A 23,426-nucleotide genomic window follows, 5' to 3' on the forward strand; every position below is an offset into this window, starting at 1 on the left:
TCCATAACAACTTCTATATTTTCTGATGGGTAAATTATTTTCCAAATTAAGTTAGTAGACACTAAAAAGATTCAGTTCAAATTATTCAACGGTAAATGAATAACATCTTAATTGTTTAGAATTGTCTTCTATAGAAAACAATCATTATAACCTCAGACAACTGACAGTATTTTTTTAAATGTGTACCCTATCTTTTGAATAATTACTACTGAATTTAGGCAGATCAAACCGTCATTCACATCTATTCTACTTTGAAAGAGTCAGTTAAGTTGTTCGAAGTATAGGCTTGTATATTGTTAGCATTTCAAACTGACGATTAGCTAATTCTCAATTGCTCCTTACAAGTTTTATCCCATGTAATTCAATCCAATATTGGATGTAGGGTAGGTTTAGGGGTAAAACCAGAGCTAAGAAAAAAGCCCTTGTAAAAACAAAGGCTTTTTTAAATATTTGGCGGAAGCGGTGTCAGTCACATTAAGAACTCAAATTATTGATTAATAAATATAAAAATATTTAAATTTAGTTTTTTACTACTATTTTTACTACAAAAAATTCCACCAACTCGTTTGTTCAATACTTGTTCATTATAAACTAAATTGCTGTGAATAGCCTGATAACTACCCATTAAGCATTACCCTCAGCTTGCTCATCATCAATCAACTCAAATTTTCTTAATTCATCAGCTACCAAAGTTTGCAGTTGATCTTTAGGTAATAGTAGTTGGTACTCAGCCACCCCGATAGGCTTACCTACATCTTGCAAAGCAATTTCCACATCTAAATGATCTTTATCGGCACAAAGAATAATACCGATAGACTGATTCTCGTTTTCAGATTTTTCTAACCGATCAAGCAGTGATAGATATAGGTTCATTTTACCAACATATTCTGCTTTAAAACTTCCTATCTTGAGTTCAATCGCAACGAGGCTTCGTAAGCCACGATGAAAGAACAGCATATCAACAAAATATTCTTTACCATTATATTCCAGTCGGTGCTGATTACCAATAAAGGTAAATCCCTTACCAAGTTCCAGTATGAAATATTTGATTTTTTCAATCAAACGTCTCTCTAGTTCCAGCTCTCTGATAGGCTCAGTAATTCCCAGAAATCCAAGGTTATACTGGTCTTGGAATATTTCATTGGCATAGTCTGCATGAGTTGCGGGAAGCGTGTTATTAAAATTGTTCGATTTTAACTGGTTCTGTGTTTGACCATACATATCCATTTTTATAGCATTAAGCAATAAATCCCTTGACCAACTTTTTTCAATGGTTTGTTGCATATACCAATGGCGGACTTCTTTATCCTTAATTTTTTCCATCAATAAGATATTGTGTCCCCACGGCAATTTTGCAACAGCCTGTTGCAAAATTGAAGTTTCTGGATACTCCAAAGCAAAACGTAACATATAACCTAAGTTTCGTTCTGAAAAACCTTTTAGGCTGGTAAATTCATGTTGTAAATCTACTGCCAGTTGTGGAATAACCTTTGCTGACCAACCCTCCTGCTGTTGGCGCTCAGCAATCATTTTTCCTGTTTGCCAGTAAAGCAATATCATTTCAGCATTTACAGCAAGAGCTGTTCGTAACCGTGTTTGTTGTATTACATTTTTTATATCAGCGAATAATGACTGGTATTTTTCGATTGCTATTTCATTGCTCATAAAAGAACCTAATCAGATCAGCATCTATCTTGGTAAATTTGGCATAACAACTTGATTCATTGCTTTATCCATGACGACATGAAAGCATAGCATAAGTTGAACTAAAGACTTTTTACTGCTGCTTAATTTACAACCAAAGCATCATTTTCAAAGACAGCCTGTAAGACTTGGTATAAATATTCCACAGCAATCACTTTCATAGAGCCTATAGGTTGTTTTGGCTGATTCACTTTAGGTACAACTACAGTTTTAAATCCATTCTTTTCTGCTTCCTTTATACGGTCCTGTGCATTGGGTACAGACCGAATCTCGCCAGACAAGCCTACTTCACCAAACACAGCCATATCGTGAGGCAAGGGTTGATTTTTCAAACTCGATACACAAGCCAGTAAAACTGCTAAATCTGACGCTGTTTCTGTAATTTTCAATCCGCCCACAATATTGACATAGACATCATGTTTCAGAATATCCACTTTAGCTTGTTCTTTCATAATGGTAAGAAGCAACGTTAGACGATTATGCTCCAAACCTAAAATAAGCTGTCTAGGTGCATTTTCTGTTTTACTCACCAAAGACTGCACTTCAACTAAAAATGGTCGTACACCATTTCTACTAACCATGACAACAGAACCAGCAACTGCCTCACCATAGCGATCCAGAAAAATCGTGGCTGGGTTGATGACTTCTTTTAATCCCTGATCGGTCATATCAAATACACTTAGTTCATTCACCGCACCAAAACGATTTTTAACCACTCTGAGCATGCGATACTGTAAGTCGCTTTGTCCCTCAAAATGCAAGACACAATCAACCATGTGTTCAAGCACTCTAGGTCCTGCCAACTCACTTTCTTTGGTGACATGCCCAACAATCAGTAAAGATATTCCTGTATGTTTGGCAAATCGGGTTAAGATTGAAGCTGATTCTTTAATTTGCGACACATTTCCTGAAGCCGCAGGAATAGACTCTGTATATAAGGTTTGAATAGAATCCAAAATCACCAGAGAGGTTTTTTGTTCCGTTAATATTTCGCAAATACGCTCTACCTTCGTTTCTGCCATGACATCAAGTTTGTCCAGTGGCAGACCCAATCGTTTAGCTCGCATGGCAACTTGTGACAGTGACTCCTCCCCAGTGATATATAAAACGGATTGATTTTCTGCAATATAGGTTGCTGTTTGTAAAAGTAAAGTTGATTTGCCAATGCCAGGGTCACCACCAATTAACACCACTGATCCAGTGACCAGCCCACCACCTAATACACGATCAAACTCATCAATACCTGTTGAACACCTAAGCTCCTGACTCATTTTCACCATATTTAATTTAGTAATATGATGTTGTTGTCCTGCATAGCCAGAATGACTTAAACCTGTTGTTGCCCGATGTCGGGGCTTTCGTTCAACTGTTGTTTTGCTGAAACTATTGTATGCTCCACATTTAACACAGTGTCCTGTCCAGTTATCCTCCTCCTTACCACATTCACGGCATATATGGACTATACATTTAGCCATAGTAAAAACTCTATTTTTTAGTCACCTCAGCACCTTATCAAGCCAGATTATTAATCTCAAGCAAGGTAATGAAATAAGGGGAATTCGTTGAGAATAGAGGGGGAAAATGCCATTCAATGATATACGACATACAAGGTTAAATAACATTGAATTGAATCACCAATATATTTAAGCTGATTCAAAATATAATCCTACAAAACTACAGCGATATTGAGATATTGAAAAAATAGAAGTATTTGCTGCTCAACACCTCCAACCTCTACCTTTGCGATTGATCACATGCTCATCAATGGCAAAAAGGTTACGATGGACGATACGCATAACACTTTAACCCAAAAGCTGGGCAAACCCTCTTCAAATGGCAAGGGGGTACAACGAATGGAAATTTGGCAGTACCCAGGTTTATGCAGCTTATGGTCAGTACGGTTTGCAAAAACTAAGTGTGATGACCACAGGTAATACTTCCAGTTTGGTTGCTGTTGTCAATGACAAACAGATTCAACTGAAAAAAGATACATTTAATAATGTGAAATCAAAGCTCAAACGCGGCTGTACTGATATTTAGGAATTGCGTTTTGCAGACCAGTTTTATTATGCCACTACATTCTTGTAGGGGCATAATAAAATTAAACTGAAATATCTATTCATCATTTATAATTAATATCAACCTACACTCAGTTCAACCTAATATTTTTCTAAATAAGAAATCACTTCTTTGTATTTGTCCTTTAATTTTTTATATGTAATATATTAAACAAATAAGTTGAGTATATTACATGAAAATATCCTTACTCATATCCTCACTGCCTACGCAGAACACAACCACTCGTATGAGAGTCTGGCGATCCCTCAAAGCAAGTGGTGCAGCAATTCTAAGAGATGGTGTCTATCTACTTCCAATTTCTCATAGCGAGAAATTTGATTCTATTGCAAATGATGTTATTTCAGAGCAAGGGACTGCTTATGTGTTTCACGCTGAGCAACCCTTAAATCTTGAACTTGCTCCTTTTTTCAGTAGGAAAGAAGAATACGACGCTCTCTATAAACAACTTACTGAATTAAGAGATCGCCAAACTAAAGATGAAAAGAAAGAACTACTCAAGCAAGTCCGTAAATTAAGAAAAAATATCGATGCACTTGTAGAAATTGACTATTACCCTGATGAAACTCAGGCACAAGTTTTAAATGAGCTCTCCTCTTTAGAACTTTCAATTGCACGTATTGGTGAAGCGAATGAGCCTCAATCAATACAATCTCATATTCAACTTCTAGATAAAAATAGTTATCAAAACAGAACTTGGGCAACCCGTAAAAGACCTTGGATTGATCGTCTAGCCTCTGCATGGCTAATAAAGACTTTTATTGACTCTGCGCCTACATTCATTTGGCTAGAAACACCAAGTGACTGCCCTAAAACAGCATTAGGATTCGATTTTGATGGCGCTACTTTCAGCCACATTAATCACTGGGTGACCTTTGAGGTTCTCTTACATAGTTTTAATTTAGAAACACCCGCTTTAAAGAAAATCGCTGAAATTGTTCATTACCTTGATGTAGGTGGAATTGAACCCCCTGAAGCACTTGGTATTGAAAAAGTTATCCAAGGAATTCGAAGTCAAATAAGTGACGATGATCAACTATTTGCATTATCGAATCATATTTTCGATGGCTTATATGCCAACCTCTCAAGAGAATAATCATGGAACAAAAACTTGTTATCAAGTCAGAGCAAGAAATACAGCCTATTTCATTTTGGAAAGCATTTCTGTTTTGGCTTAAATTGGGGTTTATTAGTTTTGGTGGACCAGCGGGACAAATCGCTGTTATGCACCAAGAATTGGTTGAACAAAAGCGCTGGATTTCTGAAAAACGTTTTCTACATGCTCTCAACTACTGCATGTTACTGCCTGGGCCTGAAGCACAACAATTAGCAACCTATATCGGTTGGTTAATGCATAGAACCGTTGGTGGATTAGTTGCAGGAATCCTATTTGTATTACCCTCTCTCTTTATTCTGATTGGTCTGTCATGGGTTTATGTAAAATTTGGTGATGTTCCTATCATTGCTGGTCTTTTTTATGGGATTAAACCTGCTGTTGTTGCTATCGTTTTTCATGCGACATATCGGATTGGTAGCCGATCGTTGAAAAATAAGTTTTTATGGGCAATCGCTGCGCTTGCATTCATCTCAATATTTTTCTTTAACTTGCCATTCCCCTTAATCGTTCTAACGGCTGCAATTATTGGATATTTGGCAAGTAAAAAATATCCAAGCTTTTTTACAGGTGGGGGGTCACACCAACAAGGTAAAAAAGATTATGGTCCCGCATTAATTGATGATGATACACCTACCCCAAAACATGCCATATTTAGTTGGAAACATTTAGCTAAGATACTTTTGATTGGAGCAATCCTATGGCTTGCCCCAATTATCAGTTTGGTTTTAACGCTTGGTTGGGATCATTCTTATACTCAAATGGCTTGGTTCTTTACAAAAGCTGCGTTGCTCACATTCGGTGGTGCTTATGCAGTATTACCTTATGTTTATCAAGGTGCTGTTAATTTTTATGGTTGGTTGAGTCCAACACAAATGATCGATGGTTTAGCCCTTGGAGAAAGCACCCCAGGTCCTCTGATCATGGTTGTTGCGTTTGTAGGATTCTTAGGTGGCTTTAATCATGCTCTGTTAGGTAATGAACATCTATTCTTAGCAGGTGTATTGGGTGCTGTGATTGTGACTTGGTTTACTTTCCTATTTTCTTTCATTTTTATTCTAGCTGGTGCTCCAGTGATTGAATCAACCCACAATGAATTAAAATTTACTGCACCTTTGATGGCAATCACTGCCGCTGTTGTTGGTGTAATTTTAAATCTTGCACTGTTCTTCAGTTACCACGTTTTATGGCCAAATGGATTCGACCGTCCATTCAACTATGAAGCAATGGTTATTGCGATTGCAGCATTTATTGCCTTATTCCAATTTGAAGTCAAAGTCATGTATGTCATTTTTGCTTCAGCATTCTGTGGCTTGATTTTGTATATCGGTGCATAAATTTATAATTTTTAGTTTTTAATAAAAAAGGAAGCTAAGCTTCCTTTTTTATTGAACGATAAAACAAGTTTGAAATTGTACAACAAATAAATAATGCACTTCTAAGCCATTAATCGGAAAAAATTATTTAGGCCATTTTTGATGGTAGTCATCAATCACATATTCATGCACATGCACACCATTGATCTGATGTTGAATCACATGTTCATGGTCTGCGGGCAAATCATCATGGCTATGTACTAAAACATCATCATCTTTAGTTGTCCATAAGCGTAATGCGAGGATGAGAGCAACAACGGCAATAACTGCCATCGGTATAAATGTTTGTAATGTCCCTATATTCGTACTCAACCATCCAACCAATGGATAAGTAATTAACCAACAAGCATGTGAAAATGCAAATTGGGCTGCGAATAATGATGTTCTATTCTCACTGGAAGCAGACTTACGAATCAAACGCCCTGTAGGTGTTTGGGAAACCGAATATCCAATACCAAGGACAAACCAAAGTGCTAACAAACCATTATAAGATGCAATCAAAGAACCACTGAATAACCCAATGACAAGAATTGTCGTTCCCGTCAACATCACTGTTCGATCAGGAAACTTATCCAATATCTTAGGTAGGATGAACGCTGAAAGCATAGAACCTAATCCAAATAAACCAAAAGCCCAAGTTGTCGCATTTTCAGTTAGCTTAAATGTCGATTGAACCAATACCACGGTATTTACAATCACTACAGCGCTTGCTGACGCAATTGCTAAATTGAGAGCAAGCAATGCTTTAAGTCTTGGCGTATTAAAATAAATTTTAGCTCCCTGCTTAATACGGCTATAAACACCTCTAAATTCAGGTACTTTGGCAACTGGTAATTTCGCACTTACCACAAACAAAGCAGAACCGATAAAACCTAATACTGTTCCCAAAAACAGATTGTGATAGCTCATCAGAGTTAATAAAAATGCTGCCAACATTGGACTAATGATATTTTCTAAATCATAGGCTAAGCGAGATAATGACAAAGCATTGGTATAGTCTTTTTCTTCAGGCAAAACATCAGGAATCATTGCCTGAAATGTTGGCGTAAATGCAGCAGATGCAGATTGCAGAATAAAAATAAGCACATAGATTTGCCAAATTTGTGTCACAAATGGTAGGCACAATGCTGTCAATGCCCGAATAACATCTAATCCGACCAAAACCTGTTTTCTTGGTAATCGCTCTGCAAATGCCGATGCTATAGGTGCAACACCAATATAGGCAATCATCTTAATTGCCAATGCAATGCCAAGAACTTGAGCAGCTTGACCTTTTGCAATATCGTATGCCTGTAAAGCTAGGGCGATTGTAATCAACCCAGTCCCTATCAGTGCTATTACTTGCGCCAAAAACAAATGCCGATATGTTGTGTTTTTTAGTACTTCTAGCATTTTATGGATTCCTTTTAGAATCTGACATTTATAACGATTAAATCTCCTTGGAAGACTATTCCAAGGAGATTGATTAAAGCTTAAAAGACTTTCTTCATTTCACTAAACTGTCCTTCTACAAGTAGAGTTACAGTCACTGGATTTTCAGTACGGTTACGCCAGAACCAACCATGTTTACCATCAAAAGCTGCTTTTAAGACACCTTGTTGAGTTGTCTCATTCTTGCCTTTTCCATAACCATGATAAAATCCTTTAGGCGCATTTACTGGATCGCCATGAGTATCATAGTTAAGACCACCTCCTACAGCTTTCCAATCAAAGTTGACACTTGCACTTTGCGGCATTGTTAGTTTTACCTCTGTGGCTTGCCCAGGTTTTAGCTCAATACTAATACTCTCTTTATTAATCGCAGGCATCGCCATTTGATCATTCTCAGTCGCTACTTCAGTCGAAATTTCTGAGACAACTGAGTCAGAGTTATTCACCACTTGTTGAGAATTAATACCATTCTCTGACTCTTCAGCTAGAGATTGTTTAATTTCACCCATTTTTGTTAAGCCAAGTACTTTACCCATTCCTGTTGGGTCAATCGCATATTCCGCAGGCATGACACAGGTAACCAATACAACCACAGCACTTATAGCCGCGATAGCTGTTGATTTGATTAACTTTTTTGATGAAGGTAATTCGATATCTTTTGGAATTTCAACGTTATACATAATTTAGATCCTTATTGAGTAATGAAGCCAGTAAGTTGATAGCCAACAAGTAAAAAACCGAGGAACATGAGGAAGACATTGCTTTGATAGGCTGTTTTAAAGAAATAAGGTGTCTTTCTCCAAAACGTCATTAATAACAAGATGATGCACAGAGCCATAAACTGACCTAATTCAACCCCAATATTGAATGAGATTAAATTTGCCAGTAGCCCATCACTCGGAACTTCATATTCCTGAATTTTTACTGCGAGTCCAAAACCATGAATCAGACCAAAAATTAAAGTCGCTATTTTCGTGTTTGGTTGAAAACCAAACCAACGCTGATAAGCCCCCAAGTTATCAAGAGCCTTATAAACAATTGAAAAACCGATGATTGCATCAATAATGTAGGCATTTATCGAGATATTGTAATAAACACCCACCAGCATTGTAATCGAATGCCCAAGTGCAAACAGGCTGACGTACAAGCCTATGTCCTTCATTCGGTATAAGAAGAAGATAATGCCAACAAGAAATAGTAAATGGTCATATCCAGTGACCATATGTTTCGCACCCAAATAGATGAATGGAATCACATGAACGCCATAAATTTCTTGAATATAGCCCTTATCACCTTCTGCTACGCCATGAGCAAAAAGTGTCGGACTAACCAAGGTGATGGATAAAGCAAGTAATAGCTTTATGTAAGCACTTAATTTCACAATGTGTGAATCAATAATTTGCATGTATATCAAACTCCAAAATTTAAAATGAATTGAAAATCCATTAACTTTTTTGGGGGTTTAAAAATACGACTCACCATCAGATAAACATATTCTTTTGACCAATCTAGAATCGAAATTCCCTTTAAGAGATGAGCTAAAGCGGCTGATTTAAGTACGTCATAGCCAACAAAATGTTCATAGTAATTATCTTGGTGACTATGTGAATGTTGTTGGCTTATCTCATGATGGTGAGAGTGAATTGCATCAATTGAAACGTGTCTCTGAAATTCATTGTCAGTTACATGCTCATTAAAGTGCAAACATAAAGCGAGACTGATCATGCAGACTAGCCACATCATCACAAATTTGCTTTGTTTATCTCGCAATATATTTGTCATTAAAGATGCCCCTAAACAACCTGTTCAGTGGCATCGTTTGATTTTCTTGACCTACCTTGGTTAAACCACACATATAAGGTCGGCAAAATAATCAAAGTCAGTAAGGTTGATGAAATAATCCCACCAATAACGACAGTTGCAATTGGGCGCTGAACTTCAGAGCCAATGCCTACGTTTAAGGCCATCGGAATAAAACCTAATGAAGCGACTAAAGCTGTAATCAACACGGGACGGAGTCTTTCCATTGCACCATGTTTCACTGCATCAATGACACTTTCACCTTGAACTCTAAGTCGCTGGATGGCTGAAACAAGAACCAAACCATTCAGCACAGCAACACCCGATAAGGCAATGAAACCCACAGCCGCAGAAATTGAGAATGGAATATCACGTAGTGCTAAAGCAATCACACCACCTGTTAGTGCAAATGGCACACCCGTGAATACCAAGATACTGTTTCTAACATTACCTAAAGCCATATAGATCATGGCAAAGATCAGAATTAAAGCAATCGGTACTACAACCATAAGACGATTTGAAGCAGATTCCATTTGCTCAAACGTACCGCCCCAAGTCAGCCAATAACCATCTGGTAATTTAAAATCAGCATTCAGCTTAGATTGTGCTTCTGAAATGTAACTACCAATATCAGTTCCACGAACATTTGCTGTAATGACGATACGACGTTTACCATTTTCGCGAGAAATTTGGTTTGGTCCTTGAACATTTTTTAACTCAATTAATTCAGATAAAAGTACACTTGAACCATCAGGCAGATTCACAGGAACTTGATAGAGTTTTTCTAAGTCTGTGACAGAGTTTTGATCCATACGTACGACAATGTCGAACTTTCGATCACCTTCAAATACCTTACCTGCTGTCTCGCCTGTGATTAGGCTAGAAACCTGTTTTTGTACATCCTCTGCATCAAGTCCATAGTTGGCAATCATGTCTTTTTTCAGCTCAACAGAAACCATAGGTAAACCAGACATCTGTTCGACTTTAAGATCAGCAGTACCATTGACTCCCTCTAAAATTTTAGCGGCAGCGTTTGCCGATTCAAGCAACTGTTCCAAATCATCACCATAAATTTTTACGGCAACATCTGTTCGAACACCTGAAATAAGTTCGTTAAAACGCATTTGAATCGGCTGTGTAAACTCATAATTGTTTCCATATACGCCTTTAGCTACACGTTCAATTTCAGCAACAACCGCAGACTTTTCCTTATCAGGATTAGGCCACTGACTACGAGGTTTCAGCATGACAAAGTTATCTGCAACGTTAGGTGGAACAGGATCAGTAGCAATTTCAGCAGTCCCCACTTTGGCAAAAATAGTCTGAACTTCTGGAATTTTCTTAATCTCTTTTTCTAATGTGTATTGCATTTCAATTGCTTGAGTCAACGACGTGCCAGGGATACGCAAGGCATGTAGTGCCACATCTCCCTCATCCAAGGAAGGTATAAACTCTGAGCCTAAACGAGTCGAAAGACTTGCACTAAAAACAAAGAAAATAGAGACAAAAGCAATTAGCAAATATCTGTGATTTAAAGACCAATCTAAAATTGGGTTATAAAACCTTTTGATGCCATGGACGATTTTTGACTCTTCTTCTTTAATTTCACCAGTAGTGACCAATGCCACCATTGCAGGGACAAACGTAATTGAAAGAATCATTGCTGCCACTAAAGCCATAACCACTGTTGCAGCCATTGGTGTAAACATCTTTCCTTCAACACCAGTCAGAGTCATTACAGGTAGATACACCAAGATAATGATCAATTGACCATAGAGAATCGCTTTGCGGGATTCTTTAGTCGCCTCAAACACAGTCGTAAAGCGTTCTTGCCTTGTTAAAACTCGCCCAAGCTCTTTTTGTTTAATTGCCAACTTCGCTAAGGAGGCCTCAACAATTACAACAGCACCATCTACAATAATCCCGAAATCTAGTGCCCCAAGACTCATAAGGTTTGCACTAATTTTCTGGTTCACCATACCTGTGATTGTCATCAGCATGGATAATGGAATAACTAGAGCTGTAATCAGCGCGGCACGGAAGTGACCAAGAAATACAAACAGAACAACGATTACCAGAATCGCACCTTCTAAAAGATTCTTTTTCACCGTCTGTATCGTTGCATCAACCAAAGTTGTACGGTTATAGACAGCTTTTGCTTCCACACCCTCTGGTAATGATTTTTGAACTTGCTGTAGTTTTTGATCAACAGCATGAGCAACATTTCGTGAGTTCTCACCGATAAGCATGAATGCTGTACCCAGTACAATTTCCTGCCCATCTTTAGTCGCAGCACCTGTACGTAATTCGTGACCAATAGATATTTTGGCAACATCTTTCAATCTGAGGATATAACCATTGCTCGTCGTAATTGGGATATTCTGGATTTGCTCAATCGAGTTAATTTGAGAATCAGAGCGAATCAAATACTGTTCACCATTTTTCTCAATATATCCCGAGCCTTTGTTCATGCTGTTCTTAGAGATCGCTTCTAAAATCGCTTTCTGATCTAGCCCTATACTACGTAAATAAGCATAATCAGGTTGAACTACAAATTGTTTGAGATAACCGCCAATGGTATTGATTTCATTAACACCCTCAACATTTCGAAGCTGAGGTTTAATCACCCAGTCTTGTAAGGTGCGTAATTCCGTAGGTGAAAGCGGATTAGGATTGTTCTTGGCATTTTCAACGGTATACATGAAGATTTCGCCAAGTCCTGTAGAAACAGGCCCCATAGAGGTTGAAATTCCAACGGGAAGATTTGGTGTCACTCCTTGTAGCTTCTCATTGACTAATTGTCGGGCAAAATAAATATCAGTCCCTTCTTTAAAAATTGCCGTCACTTGTGACAGGCCATACCTAGAGACTGATCGGGTATAGTCTAAATTTGGAATACCAGCCAAAGCCGTTTCAATAGGATAAGTCACCTGAGACTCCATCTCCATTGGAGAGAGTCCTTGAGCTTCACTATTAATCTGAACTTGTACATTCGTAATATCGGGAACAGCATCAATTGGTAGCTTAAAATAGTTATAAGCCCCCAATGCACCGACAAATAGGAATACGATGAGTACAAGCCAACGATTCTTAATCGAGAGTTTAACAATCTGATCAAACATATTCGCTACTCCCCTTAATGGTCATGAGTAGCGCCAGATTTACCTAGCTCTGCTTTTAAAAGATATGAATTTCCTGCGGCATAAACCTGTCCTATTCGTAATCCAGATTTAACTTCCACATACCCATTGTATTTATCACCGAGCTCCAGTGGTCGAGCTTCAAAATCGTTACCAACACGAATGAATACCACGTCCCAATCACGGAAATTCTGTAACGCATCTTCACGTACAACCATTGGCTTTTGACTTTGATTTTCAAAAATTTGAGCCGTGATTAACTGTCCAGAACGCCACTTAAACTGATTTGGTATCTCAATAAATACCTGCGCTGTACGTGTTTTAGTATCGATGACATCACTAATATATTTGATTTTGCCCAATGCCTCTTCTGTGCCTGTTGGACTTTGAGGCTTAACTTTGACTCTGTTTGTAGGGTTTATAGCATTAAGCTTGTCAGCAGGAACATTTACTACTGCCAAGAGTTGTGAAGTATTTGCGATTTTAAAAATAGGGGTTGAAGAGCTTACATTAGATCCAACAGCACCAAGGATTTCTAATATTGTTCCTGACATTGCGGCACGAACTTCAACTGTTCCATTACCTGAACCGCCATAAGAGCTTATTAAGTTATTCAACTCATTTGCACGAGTTTGAGCAGCATCAAAATCTCTCTTTGCAGAAATATAATCAATCTCAGGTGATACACGCTTTTGCCATAATGCTCGTTCTTGTTCCATTTTTTGGCGAGCAAACTGTAGAGTATCCAAAGCAACTTTACGATCTGCATTCAAACGAATTAAATCTTGGCTTTGGACAACAGCAAGTAAGTCTCCTTGGCTTACTTTATCCCCAATATTACGGTAGGTTTTTATCAATGTTCCACTGGCTTTTGGTGCAACAAGGCTTTCAAAATTATCAGGAAACTTCAATTCACCTTTCAATTCCAAAGCATTTTCAAACATCATTGGTTCAACTTTTAAAAGCTCTAAACCACTGCTCTTAATACTACTGTCTAACATGGTGACACGACCTTCTTTCGTATCCCACTTCCAAGTATGTTTTTTTCCTTGATAATCAACATTTATAACCATCAAGAACGAATGTGGTTCATAGACAATTTCATTCCCAATCAAGTAATCACTCTCTGGCTTAAATTGAATGTTTTGCTCCGCATCCAAACGCTTGATGTAGACATTTGCCGTTAAATCTTCAGGTTTAAGTGGTTTATCTTTGAAATACCCATAAACACGGAGATGTGGTTCTACGCCCTGCTCAAAGATTTTTACTTCTGCTGAGAAATCCCCATCACGATATAAACGTCCACCATGAGGTCCTTTCTCGTCACCTGCTACTGCAACTTTTTCTGCTGTTGCTTCCCCATGTGCTGAAGAAGACTGAGTCTTTTGACCTGTCTTGTACCATGCCACAGCACATAACACGACAAGCAAGGCAATAATGCCCGTAGCAATTAAAGTATTGGTTGGTTTATTCATATTCTTGCCCTTATTCTTGGTCTAAATGAGTAATGTAGTTGCGTTCGACTTCTGCAATTTCAGTCTGCAAAGCCAACCACAAATCGAATCGAGCAAGATGTTTGTCTAACCAAATTTGCTTAATGCTATTGAACTCAAGTAACGAGTTTTTCCCTGCTTGGTATCCCATCTCTGCAATGCGAAGACTTTCATTGGTTGCGGGCAAAATGGTTTGATCATATTGATGGATCGCATCGATTAAGTTAGAGACCTCAATGGACTTGTTTTCCAGTTCAATTTTAGAATTACGGCTAACCCATACAGACTGCGTTTCAGCTTTCATCTGTTCCGCTTGGGCAATCGCAATATTGCCTTTATTTCGGTTGAAGATATTGAGTGGTATTGAGGTTGAAACTTGGAATACCTTGTCATTGGTTTCTTGATAGTTTTTGACCCCAACACCCAAAGTGATATCAGGTATTGCTTCTTTACGAGCGAGTTCAAATTGTGTCTTTTTCAATTTTGAACTCAGAATCGCTTCTTGCTCAACCAAACTGATTTTGTCTGTGAAATTAAAACTTAAAGGAACTTCCAAGGGACTACTTGGTAGATTTGATGTGAACTTAGAGCACAGATTTTTCTGAAACTGTCCCTTTTTAACTGCATTTTGATAACGTAGTTTTGATTCAGATGAAAGTGCTGCACTGAGTTGAGCATCCGAAGGAACTACTCGCCCAAGCTTGAGTCTTTCCGAAAGAACATTGGCTTGTCTTGCGTTCAACTTGCTTTCTGTTGAATAAACCTCAGCACGTTGAGTTGCCACATACCAGTTCGCCATACAGATTCTTAAATCTGCTTTGAGTTCAGCCTGTCGCTTTGCTATTTCGAACTGATTACGATCACCTTGAAAACGCGAAATTTGCTTTCTCAAGGTGAGTTTATTACTAAGAGGAAGCTCTTGTGACAGTCCCAACAAGGTTGTTGAACCATCCAAATCCTTCAATTTGGAATTACCGAGATTATCCAACTCCACATTGAAAGTCGGATTATTTAATCTGCCAGCAAACTTTTGGTTGATTTCATAAGCTTGTTCGGACTGCTGTAAGCTATTCAGTACAGCATCACTTGCGATTACCTGCTTTTGTAGTTCAGCATAATTCGTTTCTGCGAATACGTTTGCTGCTGTTACTACAAAACCACAGGTCAGAAATATCTGATATTTTTTAGACATGACTCTACCTATACAAAAAAATTAAAATTATTTTTGTATAGAAAGATCAATTACGTAGGACGATTAGGTCTTTAGAGTAAGTATAAGAATTACTAAATACTAGAGGGGGACGCCGCTTTACAAAGGCTCGATAAACGGGTTTTTCAAAAAGCTGGGAAAAAAATAAAACGAGTGGGATTGCGAAACTAAGAATAAAGACTGGATCTATGCTTAGATCACTATCAGAAGAAATTGGTTTTACTGAATGATGATAGATCGGCTCATCAAAATTCTTCCAAATATGTGCTTCCGCATCATGATCAGTAGAATTTTTTAGATAATCATCTGAGTGCTGTAAAGACCAATGACTAGAAGCATCATCCTCTACAATGATACTCAACTCATGTTGGTGTTCAATATTTTCAAGTAAAACAGGTGCCCATGCATGAACACCCGTAATTGTTATCGTAAACAAAAACAGGGTAAATGCGAGTATAAGCTTAGACAACCCACTTGAACGCATGGTGATGAACATACTTCTGATTTGCTGACAAAATACTAAAAAGCACGATTGATGTAAACCTATTTACTCAGACTTTAAATAAACAAATGTATCTAAACCTGATATTCGGAATGTTCAAAAAAAGAGTACTCATACTCTTTTTCAAGTGAATACTATCAATTCAAAGCCTGCACTGACTGCTGCAACCCTTTCTGAATATCCTGAACATGGGTCAAATCATGTGTCTGTTGGTGTGGCTCTGACTTCGTTTCATCCGTATAAAACTCCTCAACAATATCCAAACCCTCATCACCTCCCACCTCAAAACTGGCATTACCATAACCCTGTCGTGCCACATGATCTAAAGCCTCCTGATAAAACCCTGCTATTTTGCTTTGTTCATTCATCTGTTTGGCTGAAGTAATTGCCTCCTGCAAGTTAGTCCCATCACGTAAAGTTAAGTCCACGTAGTAAATCGGGGTACGATAGCTTTGTATAGTGCTTTTGCCTCTTAAAGTGAGTTGCAACGGTAGACATGACAGTAAATCACCCGATGCTGCATGGTAGTAACGTAGTCGTGCCGCCAAGGTACGGATACTGTTAAAACCTGTGGTTCTAAAGATAAATGTACCAAGCTCATCCGATTCATCCAGATTCACATACAGTCGTCCATAGGGTTTGCATAATCCACCTTGTGCCAATGGACATAAATCAGGGGATGGGCATGAGTGTTGCTCAACCCCTTGATTAGTCAATCGCTGACAAGTTTCTCCATTGCCTGAACAGATTAAACGTCCTGTTTGGCGGTCAAATAAGCTGTACTCTGCCCGTAGGTTTAAATCGGGATCATTGAAGATCATACGCACGGGAATCGTTCTGAGCTTTTGGTTTTGATTCGGTGCTTTGGCACGTAGTTGCTCATCCAATGGATGTTTCACCCATCCATCCTTATTCTGAATTTGACTAGTAATGGTAAATTGGTCATCCTTTTCAGGGATGCGTTTGCCGTTCTTTTCGACAATCTTGCCGATGCTAATACGACCTAAAACAGGTGGGGTGATTGCGAGACCTTTAATCATGATGTTGTCCTTTATATAGAGAAGTTAAAATTTGAATCAATAAATTTTGGGCATAAAAAATCCCATACCTGTTGCAGTATAGGATCAGTTTGGGTTGAGGTATTCGTTATCCACCATTGGGATAAATCTGAAAACGCCTTGTTCCTGCTTTGGTTTGAGGAAACTGCTGTAAATATTCAGGGTATTGTTTAAGCAAGGATTTGCTGTCTAGGCTGATGGAGTCCTGTGATTTCTTCCACGTCACTGATCCACCTGTAAACACCGCTCGTTCAGCTTCTTTCATCATCATTTGTAATTGATGTTTCAGTTCATCAAAATACTGTTGGTGCTGTTCAACCTTATGTCGCTCCTCTAACAATTGATTGAATAAGTAGTTGGCTTGTTCATTTTGAGTGAGATCTTCCACTGTTAATGGCACTTGCTCAGGATAAAGTTGTTGCAGGGCTTTGGCTGCTGAATCTGAAGCATCAACACTTGGCGGAATATCGGATTCCACACATTGCCAGAAGTGACGTTCAGCATTAATAAGGTGCTGAATCACAGTTTCATTACGCGTGACTTTGAAGATTTTAGTTTCATGCCCACAGATCAAGGCACAGATATGCGCTGCCTGTTTGCCTGTTACTGCGAGTTGATGTTGTACTTGGCATAAAACATAAAGCGGCACACCATCTCGCCAAAGCTTAGAACCGTACTCACCCACCGTCTTACATTCCAATATTTGAACTTCTTCATTGCCCACCACGGCATAGTCCAAATTGGCAAGCATAAAGTGTTTATCTTCATCAGGATGTTGCAGCACTGCATTGACTCGACGCACCTTATGATTGGTGTGCATGCTGTAGTATTCCGCCACCAAGGGTTCAAGCTGCTTGCCCCAGTACAAGGGTGCATAGCCTGAACTTTCATCCTCAATGTTCTGCTGCATTCGCCCCGTTTTGATCATCCATAATTCCAGCATCGACATATAGGGATTGAGTCCACATGCCGTAGCAGCGTCACTGCTGCCAATGCCCTGTTTCCGAACTTCCAGCCATTGCTGGTAATTCATCTGCTTGGTATTGGCGAGACGTTTGGCTACTGGAGCTTTGGTTTTTCTGGATATCCGTTTTCTTCGTGTACCGACCTCAATTTGTTGGGTAGTCTGATTGAGATTTGGTAAATACGGTTGTAATGGCGGGTAGTTTAGCGTGTTTTGAATCTGGGTATTGATATTCATTGGACTGTCCTAGTGGGTAAAATGGAAATTTGCGGCATAAAAAAGCTGCATCTTCGGATGCAGCTTTAGAAAATAAATTTGAGTTAAGTTTGCTTAGGCTAATTTAGGCAATCATTCTTAAGGCTTGTTCCAGTCCACGCTGTTTAATAGCTGCTCCTGCCCCAAACCATGCAGAGTCCAGACGGTAGTCCTGACTCATGGCTCGACGCTCGTGGTCAACGAATTCCGTGATACTGCACAACAAACCGTAGGCGGTATCCTTGGCTGAGCTAAGTTCAGCTCCTCGCCCATGTCCATTAAACATGGTCATCACCTTGGACATGGCACGTCCGTTGGGTTCAGTTTTATTGTCAGCTTTATTCGTTGTGGATGTTACTGGTACTTGATTTGGCATTGCCGCATTACGGTAGAACTGGACAATGCTTTCATCCTGCTCGGCAATACTCAGGCTGGTATTGTTAAACACTGCATCAAAATAGGCTGCGGCTTCCTGCTGGGTCACTTTACGCTGGCTAAGTTGCTTCATTTCATACATGTATTCATCCCATGCACGAACTGAGATGCCGAGTTGCTGTTTTACTTTCTCTGCATCAAATCGGGTACTGTGCGGAACTTTCACCACACCTGCACTGGTATTTTGTGCTTTTAATGCAATCGCCAGCGTGTTGTTACACACCACACGAATCGAAGTAAATTGTGCTGTGGTGGCAAGGGTTCCATCACAGGCTGTTGCCAATAAAATGTAGCCATTACTGACATCTTTGCCTTTTAAAGCCGAGGTCTGTCCTGTTTTAGCCAATGCCCAGAATTTCTTGCCACCCTTGAGTACCCCTGCGGTTTCCAGTTCAAAGCCTGATTGTTCAGTCAGGTCTTTGTAGAAATGCAGGATTTCCATCGGCTGTACTTCCTGAAAACGCTGACTGACCACGGATAAAGGTGCATGGGTATCAGAGCGGTATAAAACACGTTGTTCTTCAAAGGGCATAATGATGTTTTGCCCCCGATGGTTCTGCGCCATATAACTGACATCGGAGGATTCAATCCGCCAGTCCATGCCTGCCTGTTGTGCCCAGATTTCTAAAGGTTGATTAGGTGTAAGTTCATTGCCTAGGCCATGCCAAGGGGTTTGTCCTACAAATGCCATAGTTTCAACTAAATGTGCCATACGGTTTTCCTGTTAAAAGATTGAAATTGCATGATGCGAATTCAGATTTTGTGCATAAAAAAAGGCCTGCTGGGGGAGCAGACCAAAGTGAGAAGTTGTTAAATGGGTTTGAATACGTGGATTCACCTAGATGGTATATATCTGAAATTTTTTTAAATTCATTTTGTTCATCATTTAATTTTTCTGAATCAATAAATTGACGTGTTCTTTTTCAGCGATTATGATTCCCATGCTGGCCTACATTGCCAGTCGGTTTTGACAGACCGTTCCGAAAAACATTAAGAGATCATTCTTTTAGTGTGCATTCCCTCGTGCCCCCCTCTGCGGTGGAACGGGAGGGGGACGCGTCCGCGCGTGCTGGGATTTTTCGGCCAGTCTGTCAACCCCCTTTCGTTCTGCCACCATAATAATGTTTTGGTAGAACTTCTTTTCCCTAAGAGAATTCTATTAACATGGAAAAATATAAGTTATCAATCCTTTGCGGGGCTATGTTATTAACTGCTTGTGGCGGTGGTAATAGTGGCAATAACAACTCTACAGAAGTAAAACCTGAACCAATCCCTACTCCAACCTGTACAAATACCCAGTATCTTGAGGGAAATATTTGTAAGGACAAAGTCGCTCAAACCATCACAGGTTTAACCTTACCTAATTCAATCAATGTAGACCAAACAGTGTCTTTATCTGCTCAATCCAGTGCAGGCTTAGCACTTACATATACCATTAAAACTGTTGATCATTGCCGTATTACTGGTGATCTTGGTCAGCAAAAAGTTGAAATGTTTAGTGTTGGCGTGTGTACCATTGAAGCCAATCAAGCTGGTAATGGTAAAACACTTGCAGCACTCCCTGTTTCCGCTTCATCCACCATCTTGCCAGTGCTGACGACAACAGGTATTACCTTGTGTGGTACGAATGATAAAAATAACCTTGTTTGTAACGCATCTAATCTGGGTGAACTGCTCGGCTTAGGACAGGATGGTGAAGTTGAGGCTGGGAAAAAAATGACCTATAGCCTGATAAAACATAACAATGATGAGTGTATCAAGGATCAGATCACTGGTTTAGTCTGGGAACAAAAAACCGCAGATGCAAAATTACGTGACAGCAACTGGCGTTACTCTTGGTTCAATGCGAATACTCAAACCAATGGTGGCAATGCAGGTTCGCAGGCTAGCTCGACTACGTGTGGTTCTACGCTAACAAGTTGTAATACAACTGCTTATATCGAAGCCCTGAATAAAGCTAACTATTGTGGTTATAGTGACTGGCGATTACCAACCCGTAGTGAATTGATCAATCTGACAGATTACTCATCAACTCAACCCTCTTTAAATCCTATCTTTACCAATACAACTGTTGTAGATCGTTATTGGTCATCAACCACGAGTGCGAAACAAAGTACTCAGGCATGGATGTCTGACTTTAAGGATGGTGCAGCCAGTCCTGCTTTCAAGGACTATATGGGACATATCCGTGCGGTACGTGCCAGCCAATAACAACACCACTTAAAGATAAAAAAGGATTCTAAAATGAAAGCATCTTATAACGCTTTGTTGATTACTGTTATGAGTACCTTATTGGCTCACACCACTTATGCACAAACCTGTAACAGCCAAATCAAAAAAGTTGTACCTGACACACGTTACCAAATTATTGAAGGTAGCAATGGCAGCGAAGTGAAAGACATTAAAACAGGTCTGATCTGGCAACGTTGTAGCGTAGGGCAAATGTGGGCAAATAATCAATGTTACGGTACGCCACAAAGCTATACATGGTCAGAGGCATTACAAAAAACCAAAGCTTTGGGTAACGGTTATCGCTTGCCCAATGTAAAGGAATTACAAACTTTGGTTGAAGAAGCCTGTGTTAGTCCTGCCATCAATGAAACAATTTTTCCGACAACTGCCATCAATGACTATTGGTCATCATCTCCAAAGACCAGTGATAACCGTTATGCGTGGTCAGTCAATTTTGAGGAAGGTACAGTCAATAGTGATTCCATTTACTACAAGACTGCCAAAAAATTTAATGTCCGTGCTGTTAGAAATTCCAATTAAAACATTTTTGTCGATTGCCTGAGTGCTGCTTATTCAGGTGATCGTCATGCCTTATGGAGGAAAGGTCTATGAATAAGCCAAATAAGGCATGGATGATCTCAGCATCTTTCCTGCTACTGACCGCTTGCAGTAAACAGGAACCTGATATTAAACAGCCTCAAACAACTGAAGCTAAACCAGCCGAACATTCCAGACTTGACCAATTGAAGTTAGATGCGATTAAACAAATGTACGCTGAAACTCAAAAAGTAGAATCTGGCAACGACACACTTCCTCGTTATTCCACAGATAGATTTAAGGCAATCCTAGAGATGACCAAACAGTTTCCTGGGGAAATCTGTGGATACAATAGTGACGTTATCATGATGTCACAAGCTCCTGACTATACCAAAATGAATTTCAGCTATAGCTTGAATCAACAGGGTCAAGTTGTTGCCAATCTTGGTCGGGAATCCATTGTTTACGAATTAGTGTGTTCTGCCAATTCTTGTTTGGTAGATGATGTGATTTTTCCTGAATATGGAAACAGGCTAAGTTCAGATATTCAAAAAGAGTGTGGTGAACTGGCTCAATATCATCAAGAGCAACAAGCGGCGCAAGAACAGCCCCATTACCAATTTTCTTATCATATTGAAAGCCAAAACATGAGTTTTGGAAATCAATCTACCACTATATACACCCTCGTTATTTCATCAGAGTCAGATAATCCCGTAGAACTTAACAAAATTAGTGTCAATCGAGGTAATTGTCCTGTTCACATCATTGGAGACCAAAACAATATTCTTCAATTTGGGCAGAATTTCAAGTTAAGACTACATTGTGATGGAGTCGATGTTAAAGAGGTACGTCTGCTCGTTGACAAGGACAAAGAATTCGTAATGAAGTCTCGGTACTAAATAACGAACGTATTGCCATGAGTAAACAGCATGGTCAACAGCCAAAAAGGAATTAAATATGAAAAATATAAATGTATTCAAAACCACTTTACTCGGTGCATTGTTAGCAACCTCATGTGGTCTATATGCAAATCCACTACCAAGCTATAAAGGCATCCCCAAATCAGACCCTAAATTCGCACAGTTTATGCAAAAAAATAATAATAAACTGGTTCAACTCGACCTTACCATTAAAGACCCCAGTGAATATGATGACATCAGCTATGGATATAAAGGCGTAAGTCCAACATTCTATATCCCGCCTAAAGGCAAGCTATATTATGATATCTATATCGATTGTGACAAAATTGATAATCCAAATGCGGAGAATAGCATTCAGAGATGCTCGCCATATGTAAAATGGAATACACAGACGGGGCGATTAACAGGCAAGTTTAAGGTTCTAGACAAAGGTAAAAACGGAATGGGGAATAGGCTCTTCATGCTTGTTGCAGTTAAATAAAGTATTTATGATCCTCAAAAAACAGGGAGGCATAAATTGCTTCCCTGTTTTTCTTCAGTAAAAGGATTGCCCACAATGCTGGCATTGAAAGCAAGACTGCACAGTTTGAGTTGAAGCAGAACCAAACACTGTACCCAATAAACCACCGACTACGGCTCCAGCAATCCCTCCAACCAGAGGGGACACAGGCAAAGTTTTTGATAATGCAGCACCCATCGTGGCAAATGATGCTGACGATGCCAGACTCTGGTTGCCAGCTTGTGAACCGCTATTTTGCACAACACGGATCACATGCTCTGAATGGCAATATGGACAATTGATTTGCATAAGATGTACCTCTGAAATAAGAAAGGCTTACCGTTGGGGTAAGCCAATAAAGAGAAGATGTTTCTCATCTAGATGGTACATATCTATAATTTTTTAGAATCAGCCAAACGTCCTCATCTTTCTACACACCTTAACCCTTAAATGCTGTTCTTCTTTTTCTGATCGTACAAGGTATTTAATCGTAGCCAGCATATTCTCAACTTGTTCCTCATCTTTTGTTTTAATCATACCGATGCCTAGCGTTCCTTTTTCCTTAAACTGGCGTAAATATACAGCCGAATGACAATTAAAGTAGGGCGAATTCAAACATGAGGTGCGACAGTTTCAAAAGCCATATGATAATCAACAAGCTGAGCAAATTTCTCTAATGG

General features: G+C 39.2%; 21 protein-coding genes. 7 read left to right on the forward strand and 14 right to left on the reverse strand.

Going from position 1 to position 23,426, the window contains the following annotated elements; genetic code table 11:
* Positions 1-624: 624 nt before the first annotated feature.
* Together NO346_RS07855 and radA are read right to left on the reverse strand one after the other, a co-directional pair.
* A complete protein-coding gene (locus tag NO346_RS07855) occupies positions 625-1,665 on the reverse strand; it encodes a YhcG family protein (RefSeq protein ID WP_256414809.1) in 1,041 nt (346 codons plus the stop codon).
* 122 nt (positions 1,666-1,787) lie between these two features.
* Positions 1,788-3,179 carry a DNA repair protein RadA gene (gene radA / locus NO346_RS07860; protein WP_256414810.1) on the reverse strand — a complete coding sequence of 464 codons (1,392 nt, stop codon included), beginning with the start codon at positions 3,177-3,179 and terminating at the stop codon, positions 1,788-1,790.
* A 358-nt stretch (positions 3,180-3,537) separates the two neighbouring features.
* On the opposite strand from radA, the gene NO346_RS07865 reads away from it, so the two are divergent.
* From NO346_RS07865 to chrA, 3 genes are all read left to right on the forward strand, one after another.
* The gene (locus NO346_RS07865; protein ID WP_256414811.1) at positions 3,538-3,744 is read left to right on the forward strand and encodes a hypothetical protein; all 207 of its coding nucleotides are present in this window, start codon (positions 3,538-3,540) and stop codon (positions 3,742-3,744) included.
* Positions 3,745-3,955: 211 nt separating this feature from the next.
* Positions 3,956-4,876 (forward strand): chromate resistance protein ChrB domain-containing protein, encoded by a 921-nt coding sequence (locus NO346_RS07870; protein ID WP_256414812.1) that lies wholly within the window; start codon positions 3,956-3,958, stop codon positions 4,874-4,876.
* Between the two features lie 2 nt (positions 4,877-4,878).
* On the forward strand, positions 4,879-6,231 hold the full coding sequence (gene chrA / locus NO346_RS07875; RefSeq protein ID WP_256414813.1) for a chromate efflux transporter: 1,353 nt from the start codon (positions 4,879-4,881) through the stop codon (positions 6,229-6,231).
* A gap of 123 nt (positions 6,232-6,354) precedes the next feature.
* Here chrA and NO346_RS07880 read toward each other — a convergent pair whose 3' ends face one another.
* The 11 genes from NO346_RS07880 to NO346_RS07930 all read right to left on the reverse strand — a co-directional run bounded on the left by NO346_RS07880 (position 6,355) and on the right by NO346_RS07930 (position 19,270).
* Complete coding sequence (locus NO346_RS07880; protein WP_256414814.1) at positions 6,355-7,662, reverse strand: MFS transporter; 1,308 nt, start codon at positions 7,660-7,662, stop codon at positions 6,355-6,357.
* Positions 7,663-7,742: 80 nt separating this feature from the next.
* Positions 7,743-8,381: a transmembrane anchor protein gene (locus NO346_RS07885; RefSeq protein WP_256414815.1), complete on the reverse strand. Its 639-nt coding sequence runs from the start codon at positions 8,379-8,381 to the stop codon at positions 7,743-7,745.
* An 11-nt stretch (positions 8,382-8,392) separates the two neighbouring features.
* Positions 8,393-9,106 carry a HupE/UreJ family protein gene (locus NO346_RS07890; protein WP_256414816.1) on the reverse strand — a complete coding sequence of 238 codons (714 nt, stop codon included), beginning with the start codon at positions 9,104-9,106 and terminating at the stop codon, positions 8,393-8,395.
* Between the two features lie 5 nt (positions 9,107-9,111).
* Complete coding sequence (locus NO346_RS07895; RefSeq protein ID WP_005322921.1) at positions 9,112-9,483, reverse strand: hypothetical protein; 372 nt, start codon at positions 9,481-9,483, stop codon at positions 9,112-9,114.
* A gap of 11 nt (positions 9,484-9,494) precedes the next feature.
* Positions 9,495-12,623 carry an efflux RND transporter permease subunit gene (locus NO346_RS07900; RefSeq protein WP_256414817.1) on the reverse strand — a complete coding sequence of 1,043 codons (3,129 nt, stop codon included), beginning with the start codon at positions 12,621-12,623 and terminating at the stop codon, positions 9,495-9,497.
* 14 nt (positions 12,624-12,637) lie between these two features.
* Positions 12,638-14,116: an efflux RND transporter periplasmic adaptor subunit gene (locus tag NO346_RS07905; RefSeq protein WP_256414818.1), complete on the reverse strand. Its 1,479-nt coding sequence runs from the start codon at positions 14,114-14,116 to the stop codon at positions 12,638-12,640.
* A gap of 10 nt (positions 14,117-14,126) precedes the next feature.
* Positions 14,127-15,326: a TolC family protein gene (locus tag NO346_RS07910; RefSeq protein WP_256414819.1), complete on the reverse strand. Its 1,200-nt coding sequence runs from the start codon at positions 15,324-15,326 to the stop codon at positions 14,127-14,129.
* A gap of 46 nt (positions 15,327-15,372) precedes the next feature.
* On the reverse strand, positions 15,373-15,828 hold the full coding sequence (locus NO346_RS07915; protein ID WP_256414820.1) for a hypothetical protein: 456 nt from the start codon (positions 15,826-15,828) through the stop codon (positions 15,373-15,375).
* A gap of 155 nt (positions 15,829-15,983) precedes the next feature.
* Positions 15,984-16,886 (reverse strand): hydrolase or metal-binding protein, encoded by a 903-nt coding sequence (locus tag NO346_RS07920; protein WP_256414821.1) that lies wholly within the window; start codon positions 16,884-16,886, stop codon positions 15,984-15,986.
* A gap of 106 nt (positions 16,887-16,992) precedes the next feature.
* On the reverse strand, positions 16,993-18,105 hold the full coding sequence (locus NO346_RS07925; protein WP_256414822.1) for a YqaJ viral recombinase family protein: 1,113 nt from the start codon (positions 18,103-18,105) through the stop codon (positions 16,993-16,995).
* 103 nt (positions 18,106-18,208) lie between these two features.
* Entirely contained in the window at positions 18,209-19,270 is a 1,062-nt protein-coding gene (locus NO346_RS07930) for a DUF932 domain-containing protein (protein ID WP_256414823.1), read from the reverse strand.
* 488 nt (positions 19,271-19,758) lie between these two features.
* Between NO346_RS07930 and NO346_RS07935 the strand changes: the two genes are divergently transcribed.
* From NO346_RS07935 to NO346_RS07950, 4 genes are all read left to right on the forward strand, one after another.
* The gene (locus NO346_RS07935; protein WP_256414824.1) at positions 19,759-20,769 is read left to right on the forward strand and encodes a DUF1566 domain-containing protein; all 1,011 of its coding nucleotides are present in this window, start codon (positions 19,759-19,761) and stop codon (positions 20,767-20,769) included.
* A 33-nt stretch (positions 20,770-20,802) separates the two neighbouring features.
* The gene (locus tag NO346_RS07940) at positions 20,803-21,330 is read left to right on the forward strand and encodes a DUF1566 domain-containing protein (protein WP_256414825.1); all 528 of its coding nucleotides are present in this window, start codon (positions 20,803-20,805) and stop codon (positions 21,328-21,330) included.
* Positions 21,331-21,398: 68 nt separating this feature from the next.
* On the forward strand, positions 21,399-22,226 hold the full coding sequence (locus NO346_RS07945) for a hypothetical protein (protein WP_256414826.1): 828 nt from the start codon (positions 21,399-21,401) through the stop codon (positions 22,224-22,226).
* Between the two features lie 58 nt (positions 22,227-22,284).
* Positions 22,285-22,728 carry a hypothetical protein gene (locus NO346_RS07950; RefSeq protein WP_087537522.1) on the forward strand — a complete coding sequence of 148 codons (444 nt, stop codon included), beginning with the start codon at positions 22,285-22,287 and terminating at the stop codon, positions 22,726-22,728.
* A gap of 54 nt (positions 22,729-22,782) precedes the next feature.
* On the opposite strand, the gene NO346_RS07955 is transcribed toward NO346_RS07950, so the two are convergent.
* A complete protein-coding gene (locus NO346_RS07955; RefSeq protein ID WP_087536784.1) occupies positions 22,783-23,055 on the reverse strand; it encodes a hypothetical protein in 273 nt (90 codons plus the stop codon).
* Between the last annotated feature and the right edge of the window lie 371 nt (positions 23,056-23,426).

The organism is Acinetobacter sp. 5862, from assembly GCF_024494585.1.
GTDB lineage: Bacteria > Pseudomonadota > Gammaproteobacteria > Pseudomonadales > Moraxellaceae > Acinetobacter.

What these genes read in the sequence shown, in the direction of transcription:
- NO346_RS07855 (WP_256414809.1), bottom strand. Translation starts at nt 1,665, where the DNA reads ATGAGCAATGAAATAGCAATCGAAAAATACCAGTCATTATTCGCTGAT.
- radA (WP_256414810.1), bottom strand. Translation starts at nt 3,179, where the DNA reads ATGGCTAAATGTATAGTCCATATATGCCGTGAATGTGGTAAGGAGGAG.
- NO346_RS07865 (WP_256414811.1), top strand. Translation starts at nt 3,538, where the DNA reads ATGGCAAGGGGGTACAACGAATGGAAATTTGGCAGTACCCAGGTTTAT.
- NO346_RS07870 (WP_256414812.1), top strand. Translation starts at nt 3,956, where the DNA reads ATGAAAATATCCTTACTCATATCCTCACTGCCTACGCAGAACACAACC.
- chrA (WP_256414813.1), top strand. Translation starts at nt 4,879, where the DNA reads ATGGAACAAAAACTTGTTATCAAGTCAGAGCAAGAAATACAGCCTATT.
- NO346_RS07880 (WP_256414814.1), bottom strand. Translation starts at nt 7,662, where the DNA reads ATGCTAGAAGTACTAAAAAACACAACATATCGGCATTTGTTTTTGGCG.
- NO346_RS07885 (WP_256414815.1), bottom strand. Translation starts at nt 8,381, where the DNA reads ATGTATAACGTTGAAATTCCAAAAGATATCGAATTACCTTCATCAAAA.
- NO346_RS07890 (WP_256414816.1), bottom strand. Translation starts at nt 9,106, where the DNA reads ATGCAAATTATTGATTCACACATTGTGAAATTAAGTGCTTACATAAAG.
- NO346_RS07895 (WP_005322921.1), bottom strand. Translation starts at nt 9,483, where the DNA reads ATGACAAATATATTGCGAGATAAACAAAGCAAATTTGTGATGATGTGG.
- NO346_RS07900 (WP_256414817.1), bottom strand. Translation starts at nt 12,623, where the DNA reads ATGTTTGATCAGATTGTTAAACTCTCGATTAAGAATCGTTGGCTTGTA.
- NO346_RS07905 (WP_256414818.1), bottom strand. Translation starts at nt 14,116, where the DNA reads ATGAATAAACCAACCAATACTTTAATTGCTACGGGCATTATTGCCTTG.
- NO346_RS07910 (WP_256414819.1), bottom strand. Translation starts at nt 15,326, where the DNA reads ATGTCTAAAAAATATCAGATATTTCTGACCTGTGGTTTTGTAGTAACA.
- NO346_RS07915 (WP_256414820.1), bottom strand. Translation starts at nt 15,828, where the DNA reads ATGCGTTCAAGTGGGTTGTCTAAGCTTATACTCGCATTTACCCTGTTT.
- NO346_RS07920 (WP_256414821.1), bottom strand. Translation starts at nt 16,886, where the DNA reads ATGATTAAAGGTCTCGCAATCACCCCACCTGTTTTAGGTCGTATTAGC.
- NO346_RS07925 (WP_256414822.1), bottom strand. Translation starts at nt 18,105, where the DNA reads ATGAATATCAATACCCAGATTCAAAACACGCTAAACTACCCGCCATTA.
- NO346_RS07930 (WP_256414823.1), bottom strand. Translation starts at nt 19,270, where the DNA reads ATGGCACATTTAGTTGAAACTATGGCATTTGTAGGACAAACCCCTTGG.
- NO346_RS07935 (WP_256414824.1), top strand. Translation starts at nt 19,759, where the DNA reads ATGTTATTAACTGCTTGTGGCGGTGGTAATAGTGGCAATAACAACTCT.
- NO346_RS07940 (WP_256414825.1), top strand. Translation starts at nt 20,803, where the DNA reads ATGAAAGCATCTTATAACGCTTTGTTGATTACTGTTATGAGTACCTTA.
- NO346_RS07945 (WP_256414826.1), top strand. Translation starts at nt 21,399, where the DNA reads ATGAATAAGCCAAATAAGGCATGGATGATCTCAGCATCTTTCCTGCTA.
- NO346_RS07950 (WP_087537522.1), top strand. Translation starts at nt 22,285, where the DNA reads ATGAAAAATATAAATGTATTCAAAACCACTTTACTCGGTGCATTGTTA.
- NO346_RS07955 (WP_087536784.1), bottom strand. Translation starts at nt 23,055, where the DNA reads ATGCAAATCAATTGTCCATATTGCCATTCAGAGCATGTGATCCGTGTT.